This is a genomic window from Rhizobium sp. SYY.PMSO, from assembly GCF_046840415.1.
Lineage (GTDB): Bacteria > Pseudomonadota > Alphaproteobacteria > Rhizobiales > Rhizobiaceae > Rhizobium.
Genome location: NZ_CP177351.1, coordinates 129,638 through 143,847, shown reverse-complemented (window position 1 = coordinate 143,847; position 14,210 = coordinate 129,638). Strand labels below are relative to the sequence as shown.

Sequence of the window (14,210 nt, the reverse complement as noted above, 5' to 3'; positions counted from 1 at the left end):
GCAGCCATTGACGATCCGTCAGCGGATCGAACGCCACCAAAAGACGAAGGAATGTGAAAGATGATGACGACTGCTTCCGAAGCACGGCCCGTGCCGCCGGTTGGCATTTCGGCAATGAGTGAAGAGGCTCTCTTCCAGCTCGACGCGGTCTCCTTCGCCATATCCGGTCGCACGCTCCTTCAACCCATGACGCTGACGCTCGCGCCGCGGCGCACCGTCGGTCTCATCGGCCACAACGGCTCGGGAAAATCGACGCTGCTGAAACTGCTCGCGCGGCAACAACCTCCGGCGAGCGGCACCATCCGCTTCGAAGGCAAGCCGCTGGCGGATTGGGGCGACCGGGCCTTCGCCCGCAAGGTCGCCTATCTGCCGCAGGCGACGCCGGCGGCCGCCGGCATGCTGGTGCGCGAGCTCGTGGCGCTCGGCCGCTATCCCTGGCACGGTGCCCTCGGTCGTTTCGGCCAAACAGACCGCGACAAGGTCGAGGAAGCAATGCGGCTCACGGATGTGGTCGGCATGGCCGACCGCCTGGTAGACACGCTTTCGGGCGGCGAGCGTCAGCGAGTCTGGCTTGCCATGCTGGTCGCGCAGGATGCCGAATGCCTCTTGCTCGACGAACCCATCTCGGCCCTTGACGTGGCCCATCAGATCGAAGTGCTCTCGCTGGTGCAGAGCCTCAGCCATGCCAAGGGGCTTGGCGTCGTCGTCGTGCTGCATGACGTCAACATGGCCGCGCGCTTCTGCGACCACATCATTGCCCTCCACTCGGGCAGGATCATTGCCGACGGCCCGCCGGAGGATATCCTTACCTCCGAAGCGCTCCGCGCGATCTACGGCCTCGACATGCATATCGTCCAGCATCCCGCCTCGGGCCATCCCGTGGCGATCCCGCTTTGAAACGCCCCGAACCAGAAAATGAGCGAGGGGCATAGCCCGAGTAATTCCGGGGAAGCTGCATCCATTCGCAACAACGGGAGGAAGCGAAGGAGATTCCGTCCAGGCCGGCTGATTTGGAGACGACGGTTGCGCTAAGGGCCTTCGAATGCCGAGCCTCGCGCCGACCGCCGTCACGCCAGATATGCCTGCCTTATTGGACGACGATACGCGAGCCGGTGCTCACACGGTCGTAGAGATCGATGATATCCTGGGCGAGGAGCCGGATACAACCGGCGGAAACCGCCTTGCCGATGGACGACGGCGCATTGGTTCCGTGCACGCGATAGTAAGTATCCTGCCCATCCTTGTATATGTAGAGAGCCCGCGCGCCCAGAGGATTGCCGGGGCCGCCGTCCACTCCGTCCCTGAATCGACCATAATGCTCCGGGCTGCGCCGGATCATGTTCGCCGTTGGAACCCAGCGCGGCCATTTGCGCTTCAGGGCGATTGTCGCTGTTCCGTGAAAGCTCCGGCTCATGGGGCCGACGCCCACCGCATAGCGAATGGCCTTGCCGCCCGGCCTGACATAATACAGGAAGCGTGCCCGCTGATCGACGACGATGGTGCCCGGCGGTTCGGTCGTCTCGAAATCGACCTCACGGCGAATATGGTCGGGGTTCATCTTCGCAACGTCGACGGCTGGAATGTTGAATCCTGCGTCATTCATTTCGCGGTATGAATATGCCGGGTCTTCGCTGCTGTCCGCGGTCGCTGCCGGGCTCGGCGTATCGTATGCAGCCGAAGATATGTCCACGTCATTGCTGGCGATCTCGATATCTTCGGCCTGGGTCGAGCAGGCTCCCAGCATGAACAATGCAACAGCCAGAAACGCCCACGTCATCTTCCAGTTCTTCAATTCTATTTTCCAACCTCGTTCGATAGCATTCACATGCGAAGAGGTCCGACTGCGAGAAAGAGGCGAAAGGATGAAGCAGGTTGAGTTTATTCATGGATAAAAGCTCTAAGCTGTAGCCTGTTGCAAGAGTGGCACAGATTCGGAAGCCGGCATCCGACCGTTCCGGGCCGCGCCTGCGACCGGTTGCGCCGGCCGCGGCTTCCTGCAATGGAGTTGTGGATATCGATTCGAAGCATCATTGCGAGGTTCCATGATTTCCGGAACAACCGAAAAGGGCCCGATTGCCGGCATCGCGCTCGCTTGCGCCGGCTATGCCTGCTTTGCGCTGCAGGACGCGATGGTGAAATGGCTGGTTGCCAGTTACGAGGTTCCGGAAATCCTGTTCATGCGCAGCCTCGTCATCGTCGTCGTGGCGGGCGTGCTCGTGCGTTATCGACGCCATCCGTCGATCTTTCAGAGCCCCTATCGCGGCACCGTCGTCCTGCGCGCCGCGCTGATGCTGATCGCCTGGCTTCTGTTCTACAACGCAGCCCGCCATTTGGGACTGGCCGAACTCACCACGCTTTACTTTTCGGCTCCTATCATCGTCATGGTCCTCTCGATCTTCATTCTGAAGGAGAAGATTGGCGCAGGCCGCTGGATCGCCTGCATAGTCGGCTTCATCGGCGTCATGATCGCGGCGAACCCCAGCCACTCGCCCAACCTTCTGCCCGCGCTCATGTGTGTCGTCGCGGGATTCTGCTGGGCCTGGAGCACGATCCTGATCCGCCTCGTCAGCCGAAGCGAAACCACGCTCACGCAAATGTATGCCACGAGCCTGCTGTTCGGGTTGGCCTGCGCACTGTCTTTCCCGTGGATATGGAAAACGCCGGACGCCAGCGGCTGGGCGCTCATGCTCGGGCTCGGCGTCATCGCGACCATCGGACAATTCCTGCTCTACGAGGGCTTCCGGCATGCCCCGGCGTCCACGCTTGCGCCGATCGAATACAGCGGCCTCGTCTGGGCCTTCGTCTACGGATACCTGATCTGGGCCGAGATTCCGGCCGCAAACGTCTTTATCGGCGCACTTCTCATCATCGCGTCGAGCCTGCTGCTGGTCCTGTGGGAACGCCGCTTGGAAGGCGCGCGCAAGAAGAGTGCGCAATACTAGCAAGGACATGCGGCAGCGGGCATCTTGAAAGTCTTCGGGCGAGAAATATCTGACTTTAAAAGTCGATGGTTTCGATATGCGTCGATGACGAAAGCTTGAACATGACTTTGCGGATCAAACGAATCTACGAACCGCCGGCCGCGCAGGACGGAACGCGCATTCTTGTCGATCGGCTATGGCCCCGCGGCGTCAGCAGGGAGGAGGCTCACGTTCACGCCTGGCTGAAGGAGATTGCGCCCAGCGCCGAACTGCGGCGCTGGTTCGGCCACGATCCCGACAAATGGGATGCATTTCGCCGGCGCTATCTGGAGGAACTTGAGAGCAATCCGGCAGCTGTCGAGGAGCTTAAACGGCAGATCGGCCAATCGACGGCAACGCTTCTCTATGGCGCCAGGGACACGGAGCACAACAACGCCCTGGTGCTCAGGGACTTCATCGACGGTCAGTAGCCCCACGCCGGGTCGCCACACCCGGATTGAAAGGTCGTTTCGGTTCTTGTTGAAGGGCTCCTCGCCGATATTTGCAACGGCGTCGCGATCTTCAGCTTCGCGGGCACAACATTTCGGAGAGAAATTTTACTCCTCGTTCACCTTATGATTAATAAGATTCCCTTGCCAATAATAAGGAATCACCGATGAAGAAGATTTTCATTGCCGTCGTTGCCGCTGCAACGCTTTCCGCGCCTTTTGCCAATGCGCAGGAATGGCCTCGGCGCCACCACGATCGCCACGGCGAAGTTCACCGCAACGTTCCCCAGCGCGGACCGGGACGTGGCAACTGGGGACCTCATCGCGGCAAGGACGGCCCGGGTTACTACCACGGCTATCGGGGTTATCACGATCGGCGGCCTGGCTACCGCCGCCACAAGGACGGCCTTTGGTATCCCGCAGCCGCCTTCGCGCTCGGCGCGATCATCGGTGGCGCTCTGAACAATTAAGCCTCGACACCAAGGCACAGCATAAACGAGCCGGAGCCATGCTCCGGCTTTTTCATATGCCCGCGGTCAGGATCGGCCGGAGAGCCGGTAACGCTCGGTCAGCACTGCGGACATAAGGTCGACGAGCTCGGCAATCCGGCCTGTCTTCTCCCAGGAATAGATCGAAACGACCATGGCGGTTTCCATGCCCAGAAATTCGGCCGGCCTGACATCATAGTTTTCGACCGTGCTGATCGGGATCAGCGAAATGCCGAGACCGGCTTCCACAGCGACAAGGACGCTGTTGAGGCTTGTGCTGGTGAAGGCGACGTAGAAGCGGCGACGTTCACGCTCCAGGCGCTCGAACATGGTTTCCCGATAGAGGCCGCCCACGGAAAAGGCGACCAGCGGAATGGGGTCGCCCCAGATGCGGGGCGATTTTGCGCTTTCAAACCAGCCCATGCCCTCGGGAAAACTCGCTCGACGGTCGGCGCTGGCCGTCGGTTCCTTGACGACGACGATGTCGAATTCTCCGGTTCGAAAGCGCCTGGTCAGATCGCGGCTGAGGCCGGTCGTCACATCGAGACGGATCTCCCGATGCGCCTCCGAGAACGACGCAAAGGTCTTGCTCATCGGCAAGGTGACGATGTCGTCGGGAAGCCCGATGCGGATCGCGGCCGTGCCGGCGGGATCCGCAAGCAGCGTTTCGGCTTCCTGCTGCAGAGAAAGAATGCGCCGCGCGTACCCCAGCAGCCGCTCGCCGGCTTCGGTCGCCCTGACAGGGCGATCCGCTCGATCGATAAGGATGCGATCGACCGCCTGTTCGAGACGGCCCAGTTGCTGGCTGATCGTCGATTGTGTCATGTGCAGCCGCTCGGCAGCCGCGGTAAAGCTGCCGGTATCCGCGATGGTCACGAAGGCGCGTAGCAAGCGTTGGTCCAGCATATCCATCAAGCTTTCGAATGATCGACCCTGCATATGCACGACGCGCGACGGCCCGAGCCGCGACACGGCACTCGGAATTTCCCGCATGCGTGTCGATTCGACACATGCACGATCTGAATAGTTTACATGAAAACATTTAATTTCCGAATATGAATTGCTTCCCCTACATTCCCGTCGACGACCTCCTCATTCTGGGAAACGGCGCTCCGATCAAGATCGACCATGAGGTGATCGGCGTGCTCGCCGGGATCGATCAGGTCAAGGACGAGCTGAAATAGAGTATCGACAACGGTACGGCATAGACACTATCGAAAACAGGAGGAGGTGATGCATGCACGGAAGACTGCTTATCTGCCTGGCGTTCTTCATGTCGCTGATCGCCTCTCCGCTTTTCGCATCGGAACGGACAATGAATGAAGCAAAACTGTTTGCGGCGGCCTCCAGCGGCGATGTCGGCGAAATCCGGAAACTGCTTGCCGGCGGCATCAATGTCGATGTGCGCAACAAGGCGGGAGAAACGCCGCTGCTGGTCGCGACACACAGGAACAACATCGACGCGGCACGGGTACTGATCGAAGCCGGCGCGGACGTGAACGCCAAGGACATGATCCTGGACAGCCCCTATCTTTACGCCGGAGCGCGGGGCCACTTTGAAATCCTCAAATTGACCCTTCTTCACGGCGCCGACCTCAAGAGCACGAACAGGTTCGGCGGCACGGCGCTCATCCCAGCTTCGGAGCGTGGGCATGTCGCAACGGTTCGCACGCTGATCGATGCGGGCGTCGACGTCGACCACATCAACAATCTCGGCTGGACGGCGCTGATCGAAGCCATCATCCTGAGCGACGGCGGAAAGCGGCATCAGGAGATCGTTCAAGCCCTGATCGATGCGAAGGCCGACGTGAATCTGGCCGACGGACAGGGGGCGACGCCCCTGCAGCTCGCACGGAGCCGCGGCTATGCGGAAATCGCCGAAATCCTCCTCCGATCCGGCGCCAAATAAGCAAGAGAGACTATCATGAACAAGGAATCGCTATTCCTGTGCGACGCGATCGAGCTCGCATACTCGAATTCCGTAAAGGGCGGCCGCCCGTTCGGGGCCCTCGTGGTCAAAGACGGCGAAGTCATCGCAACGGGCGTCAACGAAATCCTCAGCACCAACGATCCGACCGCTCACGCGGAAATGACCGCGATCCGCCATGCCAGCCGGAAGCTCCAATCGGCCAGCCTCCAGGGATGCACCGTCTATGCCAGCGGCCATCCCTGTCCGATGTGCATGGCGGCGATGCGGCTGGCCGGCATCGCGGAAGTCTTCTACGCCTATTCCAACGACGACGGTGCGCCGTTCGGCCTGTCTACGGCGGCGATCTACGAGGATCTGGCCAAACCCTTCTCCGAACAGTCGATGAAGATCCGCTATGTTCCGGTGCGTCCGGAAGCGTGGCCGGATCTCTATGCCGACTGGAAGCGCCGGCAGGAAAGCCGGGCTTAAATTATGAGCAAGACCATTTCGCCATCCTCCATGGCCCCGCTTCTGCTGGTCGTTGCGGTCATCGGGCTCAATTTGAGGCCCTTTATCACCGGCGTCGGTCCTCTCGCGGCGGATATCCGGGCGGGGACCGGCCTTGGACTTCAGGGCATGTCCCTTCTGACGCTGGTGCCGATGATCCTGATGGGGCTCGTCGCTTTCGTCGGGCCGTCCCTTCAAAGTACCATAGGCGCGCGCCGGTCGATAATCGCAGCTCTGGCCGTGCTGGGAACCGGATCGGTTCTGCGTCTCTTTTCCGACTCGGGCTGGGCGCTGGTGGCCACGGCGGCCGTGATCGGCTTCGGCGTTGCGATCGTGCAGGCGGTTTTCCCGGGCGTGATCAAGCGCATGTTCCCCGCGCATGCCGCGCGCGTCATGGGCCTCTACTCCTCGATGCTGATGGGCGGGGGCGCTTTCGGGGCAAAGATTTCGCCGATAATCGCCGACGCGACCGGCGATTGGCGGATGGGCCTCGCCTGGCTCGCCATCCCCGCGGTGGTCGCCGTGCTGCTCGCATGGATCTATCTGCCCTCGGACGGTCAATCCCGGCCGGCCGGCAATGTCGCATTGCGCCTGCTCAAGCGGCCGCGCGCATGGCTCCTCATGGCCTGCTTCGGGCTCGTCAATGGCGGCTACTCCTCCGCCGTCGCATGGCTGGCGCCGTCCTATCAGGCACAGGGATGGAGCGGCCCCGCAAGTGGAAATCTGCTGGCGGTCATGGCGACCTGCCAGGCCGCGTCGGCATTGCTCTTTCCCATGCTGATCGGCCGGGAGGGCGATCGCAGGAAATGGGTATGGCTGACGCTCGCATTTCAGGCGGCGGGCTTTGCAGGCCTTGGGTTCTGGCCACAGCTTGCACCTTCGCTCTGGGCCGCGCTGGTCGGCGCCGGGCTCGGCGGCTGCTTCGCGCTGTCGATGGTGGTGGCACTCGACCATCTGGCGGAGCCTGCCCTTGCCGGAGCCCTGTCGGCCCTGATGCAGGGCGGCGGGTTCCTGATCGCCGCCATTCCGCCGTGGATCGTCGCAGTTCTGCATGATCTGACGGACGGTTATCAGGCCGGCTGGATGCTCCATCTGACGAACGTGATCATCGTCATGATACTCACATATCGCCTGGCCCCGCATACCTACGAAAAAGCGCTGCCAATGGTGAAGGAGGGTCCCATGCACGACCCGAAATTTGCCGCGTAACATGCGCCAACCGGATGCCGGCATCTCCCTGCCCGGCGTCCGCGTCATTCACGGGCCGCGTCTTGTCGTCGACGCTGCATATTCCGGCCGGAAACCGGAACAACCGGCCTTAAACGGCGCCGCGCGGCGCTCGATCCTCGAACATCCGCGCTGGAGGCCGGCTCGCTTTTTGTGCTTCCGCCTGCGCGGCAAGCGCGACGGTATTTCTGCCGCCGGCCTTCGCCGCATAAAGGTTCATATCCGCGGCATCGAGGCAGTCTTCCGCATCGAAGCCTGCTTCGCAATAGACCGCGCCGATGCTCGCGGAAACGTGCACGATCGCTCCCGAGGCGGCGCGTACTTCCAGATGCGCTATGGCAAGCCTGATCCTTTCGCAGCATTCGAACATGCCTTCGGCAGCCAGTTCGCCGAAGAAGAGCACGAACTCCTCGCCTCCCAGGCGGCCCGCAATGTCGTAGCGGCCGCAGTGAGCATTCAGCACCTCGCCGACCTTCCGCAAGACCTCGTCGCCGGCCGCATGCCCGTATCGGTCGTTGATCGACTTGAAATGATCGAGATCGAGAAACAGCAACCCTCCGGACATGGATGCTCTGCTGAAGCCGGCCAGATCCTCCTGAAAGGCCTGACGGCTGAGAACGTTCGTCAGCCCGTCGAGCCGCGATTGCAGCCTTAACTCCTCATAGGCCCGGGCAAGTCGCAAAAGCGCGTCTGCCGCCGCCGCTTCGGCCCTGCGCAACTTTTCGGATTGATGAAAATGGAAAGCGGAAACCGGGATGGCTATGGCCAGCGGACACAGGACTGCCATCATCAAACCAAGGCCGTCGACCTGACCACCGAGAAGAGGAACGATGCTGAAGCAAATCGCCAGGGAAGCCGCGAGAGACAGAAAACCCAAAAAAATGGCTTTGATCAAAACAATACGCATAGCAAAACCGGAGGATCAATGGCATCACCGGTCCAATTAGCTATGATTCCCTTAATATCTTCTACGTGAATGAGTAAAAACCCATCTATCTGCGAAGGTTATACACGCGCCGGCAACCGCGGACTTGATCACGGGAACCGGGACGCACCTCGAAGCAGTCTCAATCGCTGGCTTCTCCCGCAGCTTTGCTCGATCTCGCATCACAGCCTCACGTTGGGGCCGGAGCGGCAGAATGCGGTCTCATGATTGCGGGCAATGATAAAGGGAACGGCGTGAAGTCCCCACGCGCGCGAAGCGGGCCGATGACGGCAAGCCCATGAACGCGGCGAGGAGAATGCGAGACCTCGCCCGTCAAACGACATAGATGAAGATGAATTGCTGGATTTCGTCAGCCGCAGGGTTGAGCGGTCGACATTGGGTGCGGAAAACATGATTTCGCACCCATGAAACTTTACATGCCTAGGCGCATCCCGATGGATATGCGCCTCGAAGGCTCAGTTACCGCGGCTTCCGCTGACAGCGTAGGGAATATGCGCGCGGGAAATGCCGAGATCGCGAAGGACATGATCATCCAGTGCGGAAAGCTCGCGGATTGCTCTGCGCTTTTCAGAAAAACGTTTAATCGTCTCAAGAACTCTCATCGTATTGTCTCCTTTGTTTCTGCCCGCTAGATATGCATTTATCCGCCTAAATAAAATGCACATGCCTGCACGATAGCCATGCCGCTTTTGCAAGGCTCACGGGACAGCGGCCGATTGCAGGTGACTCGGCGAATAATTCGCAAGCGCGGAGCCGGAGACGAGCACTACACTTCTTCGAAATCCGCCGCGTGACGCTCTCCGGTTCGCGTCGTTAAGGAGCTCGCCCACTGATAGAACGCGGCGACTTCGGATCGGCGCAGCGCTTTCGCCGATGCAACAACGTAGTAGGCCCACTTCACAGGCCAACGGACGTCCGGCAGCAGGTGAACGAGACGGCCACCGTCGATTTCCTGGGCGACCAGCGCCTTCCGCACCAGTGCCACGCCCCTAGCAGTCACCGCCGCCTGGATGACGGCTGCCGTTGAATTGATTTTGAGTCCGCCATCGAGCGGGGTCTGGTTCGCGCCGGATCGGGCGAGCCATTCCTCCCATGTCGGGAAGTCACCTCCCGGATGGGGCGTGCCGTCATGGATAAGCGTCTGCCCGGCAATCCATCCCGCTGTGACGTCCTGATCCGATGGCAGAAGCTTGCTATGACAGACGGCTATGATCTCCTCTCCCATGAGAAAGGTGGATTTCACACCCTTCCAGGACCCGAGCCCACACCGGATTCCGATGTCGGCTTCGCCCTGGGACAGGTCGATCACCCGGTCCGACACGTCGAGCCGGACGTCAATGTTCGGATAGTTGGCCGAGAAATCCTCAAGCCGCGACAGGAGCCAGTTGGCGACCAGTGCCTGCGATGCCGTCACGACCACGACCGAACGCGCCTTGCGACCGCGGAGCTTGCGGAGACCGGATTCGAGAAGGTCCAATCCTTGCGCGATGTCGTCGAGCGCGTCCCGCGCCTCTTCCACTGGCGTCAGTCGTTCCGCGCCGGATCGGCTTCTCTTGAACAGAGGATACCCGACCCAATCCTCCAGCGAGCGCACGAGCTGGCCGACGGCCGGCGGCGTCACATCGAGTTCCGAAGACGCTCCCACGAAGCTTCCATGACGCGCGGATGCTTCGAGGGCTTGCAGGGACTTCAGTCTGGTGAGATTTCTCATATCGACCACGACAAAGATTTTCTTTCTTATCGATATGGTCCATTTTCCTCGCGAATGCAAACCCGGGACGATAGGTGTGGATGATTGAACATGCGAGGAACGACGAATGGTTCTTGAAGGAAAGACCGCGCTGGTAACGGGAGGGTCGAGCGGCATCGGGCTGGCGGCTGCGCGGCTGCTGCAGGACAATGGTGCGCGTATCGCAATCGCGGGGCGCTCTCGGGAAAAGCTGGAAATGGCTGCCGGCGAACTCGGCGGAGATGTCGTGACGATCCGGGCGGACGTTACCTCGCCCGCCGACCTCGGCCGGATGAAGGCGGAAGTCGAGAAAGCCTTCGGATCATTGGATATCCTGTTCGCCAATGCTGGCGTCGCGCTCGGCACTCCGCTGGCAACCGCAGACGAAGCAACCTACGACAGGATCATGGATGCCAACGTGAAGGGTGTCTTCTTCACCGTTCAGGCAGTCCTGCCTCTTCTTCGCGAGGGCGGTTCGATCATCCTGAACACATCCTGGCTGAACCGGGTCGGAACGCCGGGCCGCTCGATCCTGTCCGCGTCGAAAGCGGCTGTGCGCTCGTTCGCGCGAACGATGTCCGCCGAGCTGCTGGATCGCAGGATCAGGGTCAACGCCGTCAGCCCCGGCTCGATCGAGACACCGATCCATCGCGGAAACAACCAGACCGAGGAAGAGTTCCGTGCCTATGCCGACCGTGTCGGCGCGCAAGTTCCGATCGGTCGAATGGGAAAACCGGAGGAGATCGCGGCAGCCGTGCTTTTCCTCGCCAGTGACGCGTCCAGCTACATGCTCGGCGCGGAAATGGTGATCGACGGCGGCAGATCGGAGCTCTGACATGCTATTGAATGAAGACCTCACCAAGCGCACGCTCGTCCACGCTGCCAGTCTTGATTGGGTTCCCAGCCCCGCCAAGGGGGTCGACCGCCGCATGCTGTTCCGGATCGGCGATGAGAAGGCCCGGGCAACATCCATCGTTCGTTACGCTCCCGAGAGCAGCTTCTCGCACCACCAGCATCCCGGGGGTGAGGAGTTTCTCGTGCTCGATGGCGTGTTTCAGGATGAGAGCGGCGATTTCCCGGCCGGCACCTACGTCCGTAATCCGCCTGGAACCGGACACGCTCCGAGGAGCGAGGGGGGATGTACCATTCTCGTCAAGCTATGGCAGTTCAAGCAGGCAGACCGCGATCGCATTGTCCGGCGTCCAGGCCAGGGGCAGCCAGGGCCGGTCCGTTCCGGCGTGGCGTCCTCCATGATCCTGTACGACGGATCGGACGAGCTGGTCGCTCTCGAGGACTGGCAGCCGGAGAGCGAAATCGGGCTGGCGAACCCGAAAGGACTTGAGCTGCTGGTGATCGAGGGCGAATTCATCGAATCCGGAGACACCCTCACCCGCTGGAGCTGGTTGCGACTTCCGCCCGGCCGGCACCTCACGGCGAAGACGGCATCGAGCGGCGCGCGCGTCTGGTTCAAGTCCGCGCCTCTGCTCCATGATGATGTCTGCGCCTTCGGCGCTCCACAGGAAGGTAAATAGCGATGGATGGTTACAAGGTCGCCGTCGTCGGCGGAGGGCTTGCGGGCCTCTGCGCGGCTCAAGCCCTCCACGCTTCAGGCATCGACGTGGTCGTGATCGAGGCCCGCGATCGTCTGGGCGGACGGATTCTGACAACGGACGAAGAGGGAGCGCCATCCGACGACGGTTTCGATCTGGGTCCCTCGTGGTTCTGGCCGAACATGCAGCCGGCGATGGCGTCGCTCGCGGAGGACCTTTCGCTTCAGTCCTTCGCGCAAAACAGCACGGGGGACATCGTCTTTGAACGAATGTCCCGGGAGCAGCCGCAGCGTTACTCTCCAACAATGGAAAACCAGCAGTCCATGCGGATCGCAGGCGGCACCGGAGCCGCGGTTCGGGCATTGGCAGGCAAGCTTCCGGGGGACCGCATCCTTCTTCGAACGAAGGTGACTGCCATCACGCTGTCGGAAACCGGAGTCGAGCTGACGATACAGACTGACGGCGGCGGTAGCGCCACCCTGCCCGCATCATATGTAGTCGCGGCTCTGCCGCCAAGACTTCTGGAAGCGACCGTGAGCTTTGCACCCCCACAGGATCCGGCGATAGCGGCGCGGTGGCGCAACACGCCCACATGGATGGCGCCGCACGCGAAGTTCTTCGCCGTCTACGACAGGCCATTCTGGAGAGCGGACGGACTGGCCGGAACCGCCCAGAGCATGGTCGGCCCGATGGTCGAAATCCATGATGCGACGACGTCTTCCGGAAAAGCAGCCTTATTCGGCTTCCTTGGATTTGGCGCCGAGCAGCGCGCCTCTCTCGGCGAAGACCTTCTGAAGCAGGCATGCGTAAAGCAGTTGGGCAGGTTTTTCGGTCCCGAGGCGCTCAGCCCGCGGGCAACGCTGCTGAAGGATTGGGCGGCAGACCCTCTGACGGCGACCGCAGCCGACGCGACCGGCGGAGATCACCCAGCTCCCGGAAGTCCCGACTGGGTTTCCGCACAGTGGGACGACCGTCTCATTCTCGCCGGAAGCGAGACCAGCGACACGGAACCCGGATATCTGGCCGGCGCCGTCGAAGCCGCCAACCGCGCAGCGGCTCGAATCCTCTCGCATCTGAAAAAGCCATGAACGTCGCAGTCCAGCCCACAGCAGATCCGAGCGTCGCCAGGCGCAACGCCTGGATTCTGACCATTGCCCAGGCCTTCGGCGGCGCCAACGCTCCGATCGTGATCTCGCTTGGCGGTCTTGTCGGGCAGCATCTGTCTCCCGACCCCGATCTCATCACGCTGCCCGTCAGCCTGCTGAATCTCGGCCTCGCGCTCGGAACCCTGCCGGCGGCCTACATCATGAGACGGTTCGGACGCCGAAGCGGATATTTGTTCGGGGCAACGATCGGCATGATCTCCGGCCTGATCGCCGCGTCGGGCATTCTGCTATCGAGCTTCATTGTGTTCTGCCTCGGCACATGCATGGCGGGCTTTTATTCGTCATACGTCCAGAGCTACCGTTTCGCGGCAGCGGACAATGCGAGCGGTGCGCAGGGACAGAAGGCGATCGCCCGCGTCATGGTAGGAGGGCTTGTCGCCGCTATTATCGGACCGCAACTTGTCATCTGGACCAGGGACGCGGTTCCCGGAACGGCGTTTGCGGGCAGTTTCATCAGTCAAGCCATGCTTGCCGCCCTCGCGTTTCCCGTGCTGTGGTTCCTCCGCCCGCCATCGACTCGGAAATCGAACGGCGGTGTGGATACGGGCGAACGCCCCCTTATCGAGATCCTGACATCTGCGCGGTATCTGTTGGCAATCGCCACGGGCGTGGTGTCGTACGGTCTGATGACCTTCGTCATGACGGCCTCGCCGGTGGCGATGGTCGGCCACGGCCATTCAATCGATCAGGCCGCATTGGGAATTCAGTGGCACATTCTGGCCATGTACGGACCGTCCTTCGTCACGGGACGCCTCATGATCCGCTTTGGCAAGGAGCGCGTTGCGGCGACCGGGCTGCTCCTGATCGGCTGCTCGGCAGCGGTCGCGCTTTCGGGCGTCGACTTAAAGCATTTCTGGATCTCGTTGATCCTCCTCGGTGTCGGCTGGAACTTCGGGTTCATTGGGGCGACCGCAATGGTGGGTGATTGCCACACGCCTGCTGAACGCAGCAAGGTTCAGGGTGCCAACGACTTCCTGGTGTTCGGAACTGTCGCTTGCGCATCCTTCTTCTCAGGCTCCCTGCTGCATAGTTCCGGATGGGAAACGATCAACTGGATCGTTCTCCCCGCAGTGGCATTGGTGTTGGTACCCTTGGTCTGGCGAGCGGCGCGGCCGCTGCCGGCAGCCTGAACCGCTCTCGAATACAGACCAGTGGTCGAGAGTTTCCTCCTCTTCAGCGCCCGCTCGATCGCTACGATAAGCAGGAGACACGAAGACGCGGCACTGGCACGATCGCCACCGGAACGGTCATTGCCGCAACAGATGTCATGACGATCCGT

General features: G+C 61.4%; 17 protein-coding genes. 12 read left to right on the top strand and 5 right to left on the bottom strand.

Annotated features, from left to right (window positions below):
- The first annotated feature begins 114 nt into the window (after positions 1-114).
- Positions 115-897 carry an ATP-binding cassette domain-containing protein gene (locus tag ACJJVH_RS27475; protein WP_112795295.1) on the top strand — a complete coding sequence of 261 codons (783 nt, stop codon included), beginning with the start codon at positions 115-117 and terminating at the stop codon, positions 895-897.
- Positions 898-1,087: 190 nt separating this feature from the next.
- Here the strand turns inward: ACJJVH_RS27475 and ACJJVH_RS27470 are convergent, their stop codons facing one another.
- Positions 1,088-1,792, bottom strand: coding sequence for a L,D-transpeptidase (locus ACJJVH_RS27470; protein ID WP_412066680.1), 705 nt, complete (start codon positions 1,790-1,792; stop codon positions 1,088-1,090).
- A 250-nt stretch (positions 1,793-2,042) separates the two neighbouring features.
- Between ACJJVH_RS27470 and ACJJVH_RS27465 the strand changes: the two genes are divergently transcribed.
- The 3 genes from ACJJVH_RS27465 to ACJJVH_RS27455 all read left to right on the top strand — a co-directional run bounded on the left by ACJJVH_RS27465 (position 2,043) and on the right by ACJJVH_RS27455 (position 3,879).
- Positions 2,043-2,942: a DMT family transporter gene (locus tag ACJJVH_RS27465; RefSeq protein WP_113358686.1), complete on the top strand. Its 900-nt coding sequence runs from the start codon at positions 2,043-2,045 to the stop codon at positions 2,940-2,942.
- A 101-nt stretch (positions 2,943-3,043) separates the two neighbouring features.
- Positions 3,044-3,391 (top strand): DUF488 domain-containing protein, encoded by a 348-nt coding sequence (locus tag ACJJVH_RS27460; RefSeq protein WP_412066679.1) that lies wholly within the window; start codon positions 3,044-3,046, stop codon positions 3,389-3,391.
- 185 nt (positions 3,392-3,576) lie between these two features.
- Positions 3,577-3,879, top strand: a complete 303-nt coding sequence (locus ACJJVH_RS27455; protein ID WP_112795034.1) for a hypothetical protein — start codon at positions 3,577-3,579, stop codon at positions 3,877-3,879.
- Positions 3,880-3,945: 66 nt separating this feature from the next.
- Here ACJJVH_RS27455 and ACJJVH_RS27450 read toward each other — a convergent pair whose 3' ends face one another.
- Positions 3,946-4,803 carry a LysR family transcriptional regulator gene (locus ACJJVH_RS27450; RefSeq protein WP_113422323.1) on the bottom strand — a complete coding sequence of 286 codons (858 nt, stop codon included), beginning with the start codon at positions 4,801-4,803 and terminating at the stop codon, positions 3,946-3,948.
- A gap of 149 nt (positions 4,804-4,952) precedes the next feature.
- Here ACJJVH_RS27450 and ACJJVH_RS27445 point away from each other — a divergent pair, with 149 nt between their 5' ends.
- The 4 genes from ACJJVH_RS27445 to ACJJVH_RS27430 are packed head-to-tail and all read left to right on the top strand — an operon-like array spanning position 4,953 to position 7,522.
- The gene (locus ACJJVH_RS27445; RefSeq protein WP_412066678.1) at positions 4,953-5,081 is read left to right on the top strand and encodes a hypothetical protein; all 129 of its coding nucleotides are present in this window, start codon (positions 4,953-4,955) and stop codon (positions 5,079-5,081) included.
- A gap of 53 nt (positions 5,082-5,134) precedes the next feature.
- Positions 5,135-5,806, top strand: a complete 672-nt coding sequence (locus ACJJVH_RS27440; protein WP_412066677.1) for an ankyrin repeat domain-containing protein — start codon at positions 5,135-5,137, stop codon at positions 5,804-5,806.
- A gap of 15 nt (positions 5,807-5,821) precedes the next feature.
- Positions 5,822-6,295, top strand: coding sequence for a nucleoside deaminase (locus tag ACJJVH_RS27435; protein WP_412066676.1), 474 nt, complete (start codon positions 5,822-5,824; stop codon positions 6,293-6,295).
- 3 nt (positions 6,296-6,298) lie between these two features.
- Positions 6,299-7,522: a cyanate transporter gene (locus ACJJVH_RS27430; RefSeq protein WP_412066675.1), complete on the top strand. Its 1,224-nt coding sequence runs from the start codon at positions 6,299-6,301 to the stop codon at positions 7,520-7,522.
- Between the two features lie 109 nt (positions 7,523-7,631).
- Here ACJJVH_RS27430 and ACJJVH_RS27425 read toward each other — a convergent pair whose 3' ends face one another.
- The 3 genes from ACJJVH_RS27425 to ACJJVH_RS27415 form a co-directional block, all read right to left on the bottom strand.
- Positions 7,632-8,330, bottom strand: coding sequence for a GGDEF domain-containing protein (locus tag ACJJVH_RS27425; RefSeq protein WP_412066674.1), 699 nt, complete (start codon positions 8,328-8,330; stop codon positions 7,632-7,634).
- Between the two features lie 611 nt (positions 8,331-8,941).
- Complete coding sequence (locus ACJJVH_RS27420; protein ID WP_112795029.1) at positions 8,942-9,088, bottom strand: DUF1127 domain-containing protein; 147 nt, start codon at positions 9,086-9,088, stop codon at positions 8,942-8,944.
- 164 nt (positions 9,089-9,252) lie between these two features.
- On the bottom strand, positions 9,253-10,197 hold the full coding sequence (locus ACJJVH_RS27415; RefSeq protein ID WP_113405427.1) for a LysR substrate-binding domain-containing protein: 945 nt from the start codon (positions 10,195-10,197) through the stop codon (positions 9,253-9,255).
- 106 nt (positions 10,198-10,303) lie between these two features.
- Here ACJJVH_RS27415 and ACJJVH_RS27410 point away from each other — a divergent pair, with 106 nt between their 5' ends.
- The 4 genes from ACJJVH_RS27410 to ACJJVH_RS27395 are packed head-to-tail and all read left to right on the top strand — an operon-like array spanning position 10,304 to position 14,061.
- Positions 10,304-11,050, top strand: a complete 747-nt coding sequence (locus tag ACJJVH_RS27410) for an SDR family oxidoreductase (protein ID WP_412066673.1) — start codon at positions 10,304-10,306, stop codon at positions 11,048-11,050.
- Between the two features lies 1 nt (position 11,051).
- Positions 11,052-11,747 (top strand): cupin domain-containing protein, encoded by a 696-nt coding sequence (locus ACJJVH_RS27405; protein ID WP_113435725.1) that lies wholly within the window; start codon positions 11,052-11,054, stop codon positions 11,745-11,747.
- Between the two features lie 2 nt (positions 11,748-11,749).
- The gene (locus ACJJVH_RS27400) at positions 11,750-12,853 is read left to right on the top strand and encodes a flavin monoamine oxidase family protein (RefSeq protein ID WP_412066672.1); all 1,104 of its coding nucleotides are present in this window, start codon (positions 11,750-11,752) and stop codon (positions 12,851-12,853) included.
- On the top strand, positions 12,850-14,061 hold the full coding sequence (locus ACJJVH_RS27395) for an MFS transporter (protein ID WP_412066671.1): 1,212 nt from the start codon (positions 12,850-12,852) through the stop codon (positions 14,059-14,061). The genes ACJJVH_RS27400 and ACJJVH_RS27395 overlap by 4 nt, the downstream gene beginning before the upstream one ends.
- Positions 14,062-14,210 lie beyond the last annotated feature (149 nt).

What these genes read in the sequence shown, in the direction of transcription:
- ACJJVH_RS27420 (WP_112795029.1), bottom strand. Translation starts at nt 9,088, where the DNA reads ATGAGAGTTCTTGAGACGATTAAACGTTTTTCTGAAAAGCGCAGAGCA.
- ACJJVH_RS27430 (WP_412066675.1), top strand. Translation starts at nt 6,299, where the DNA reads ATGAGCAAGACCATTTCGCCATCCTCCATGGCCCCGCTTCTGCTGGTC.
- ACJJVH_RS27460 (WP_412066679.1), top strand. Translation starts at nt 3,044, where the DNA reads ATGACTTTGCGGATCAAACGAATCTACGAACCGCCGGCCGCGCAGGAC.
- ACJJVH_RS27400 (WP_412066672.1), top strand. Translation starts at nt 11,750, where the DNA reads ATGGATGGTTACAAGGTCGCCGTCGTCGGCGGAGGGCTTGCGGGCCTC.
- ACJJVH_RS27455 (WP_112795034.1), top strand. Translation starts at nt 3,577, where the DNA reads ATGAAGAAGATTTTCATTGCCGTCGTTGCCGCTGCAACGCTTTCCGCG.
- ACJJVH_RS27475 (WP_112795295.1), top strand. Translation starts at nt 115, where the DNA reads ATGAGTGAAGAGGCTCTCTTCCAGCTCGACGCGGTCTCCTTCGCCATA.
- ACJJVH_RS27395 (WP_412066671.1), top strand. Translation starts at nt 12,850, where the DNA reads ATGAACGTCGCAGTCCAGCCCACAGCAGATCCGAGCGTCGCCAGGCGC.
- ACJJVH_RS27410 (WP_412066673.1), top strand. Translation starts at nt 10,304, where the DNA reads ATGGTTCTTGAAGGAAAGACCGCGCTGGTAACGGGAGGGTCGAGCGGC.
- ACJJVH_RS27440 (WP_412066677.1), top strand. Translation starts at nt 5,135, where the DNA reads ATGCACGGAAGACTGCTTATCTGCCTGGCGTTCTTCATGTCGCTGATC.
- ACJJVH_RS27415 (WP_113405427.1), bottom strand. Translation starts at nt 10,197, where the DNA reads ATGAGAAATCTCACCAGACTGAAGTCCCTGCAAGCCCTCGAAGCATCC.
- ACJJVH_RS27445 (WP_412066678.1), top strand. Translation starts at nt 4,953, where the DNA reads ATGAATTGCTTCCCCTACATTCCCGTCGACGACCTCCTCATTCTGGGA.
- ACJJVH_RS27405 (WP_113435725.1), top strand. Translation starts at nt 11,052, where the DNA reads ATGCTATTGAATGAAGACCTCACCAAGCGCACGCTCGTCCACGCTGCC.
- ACJJVH_RS27450 (WP_113422323.1), bottom strand. Translation starts at nt 4,803, where the DNA reads ATGCTGGACCAACGCTTGCTACGCGCCTTCGTGACCATCGCGGATACC.
- ACJJVH_RS27435 (WP_412066676.1), top strand. Translation starts at nt 5,822, where the DNA reads ATGAACAAGGAATCGCTATTCCTGTGCGACGCGATCGAGCTCGCATAC.
- ACJJVH_RS27425 (WP_412066674.1), bottom strand. Translation starts at nt 8,330, where the DNA reads ATGATGGCAGTCCTGTGTCCGCTGGCCATAGCCATCCCGGTTTCCGCT.
- ACJJVH_RS27465 (WP_113358686.1), top strand. Translation starts at nt 2,043, where the DNA reads ATGATTTCCGGAACAACCGAAAAGGGCCCGATTGCCGGCATCGCGCTC.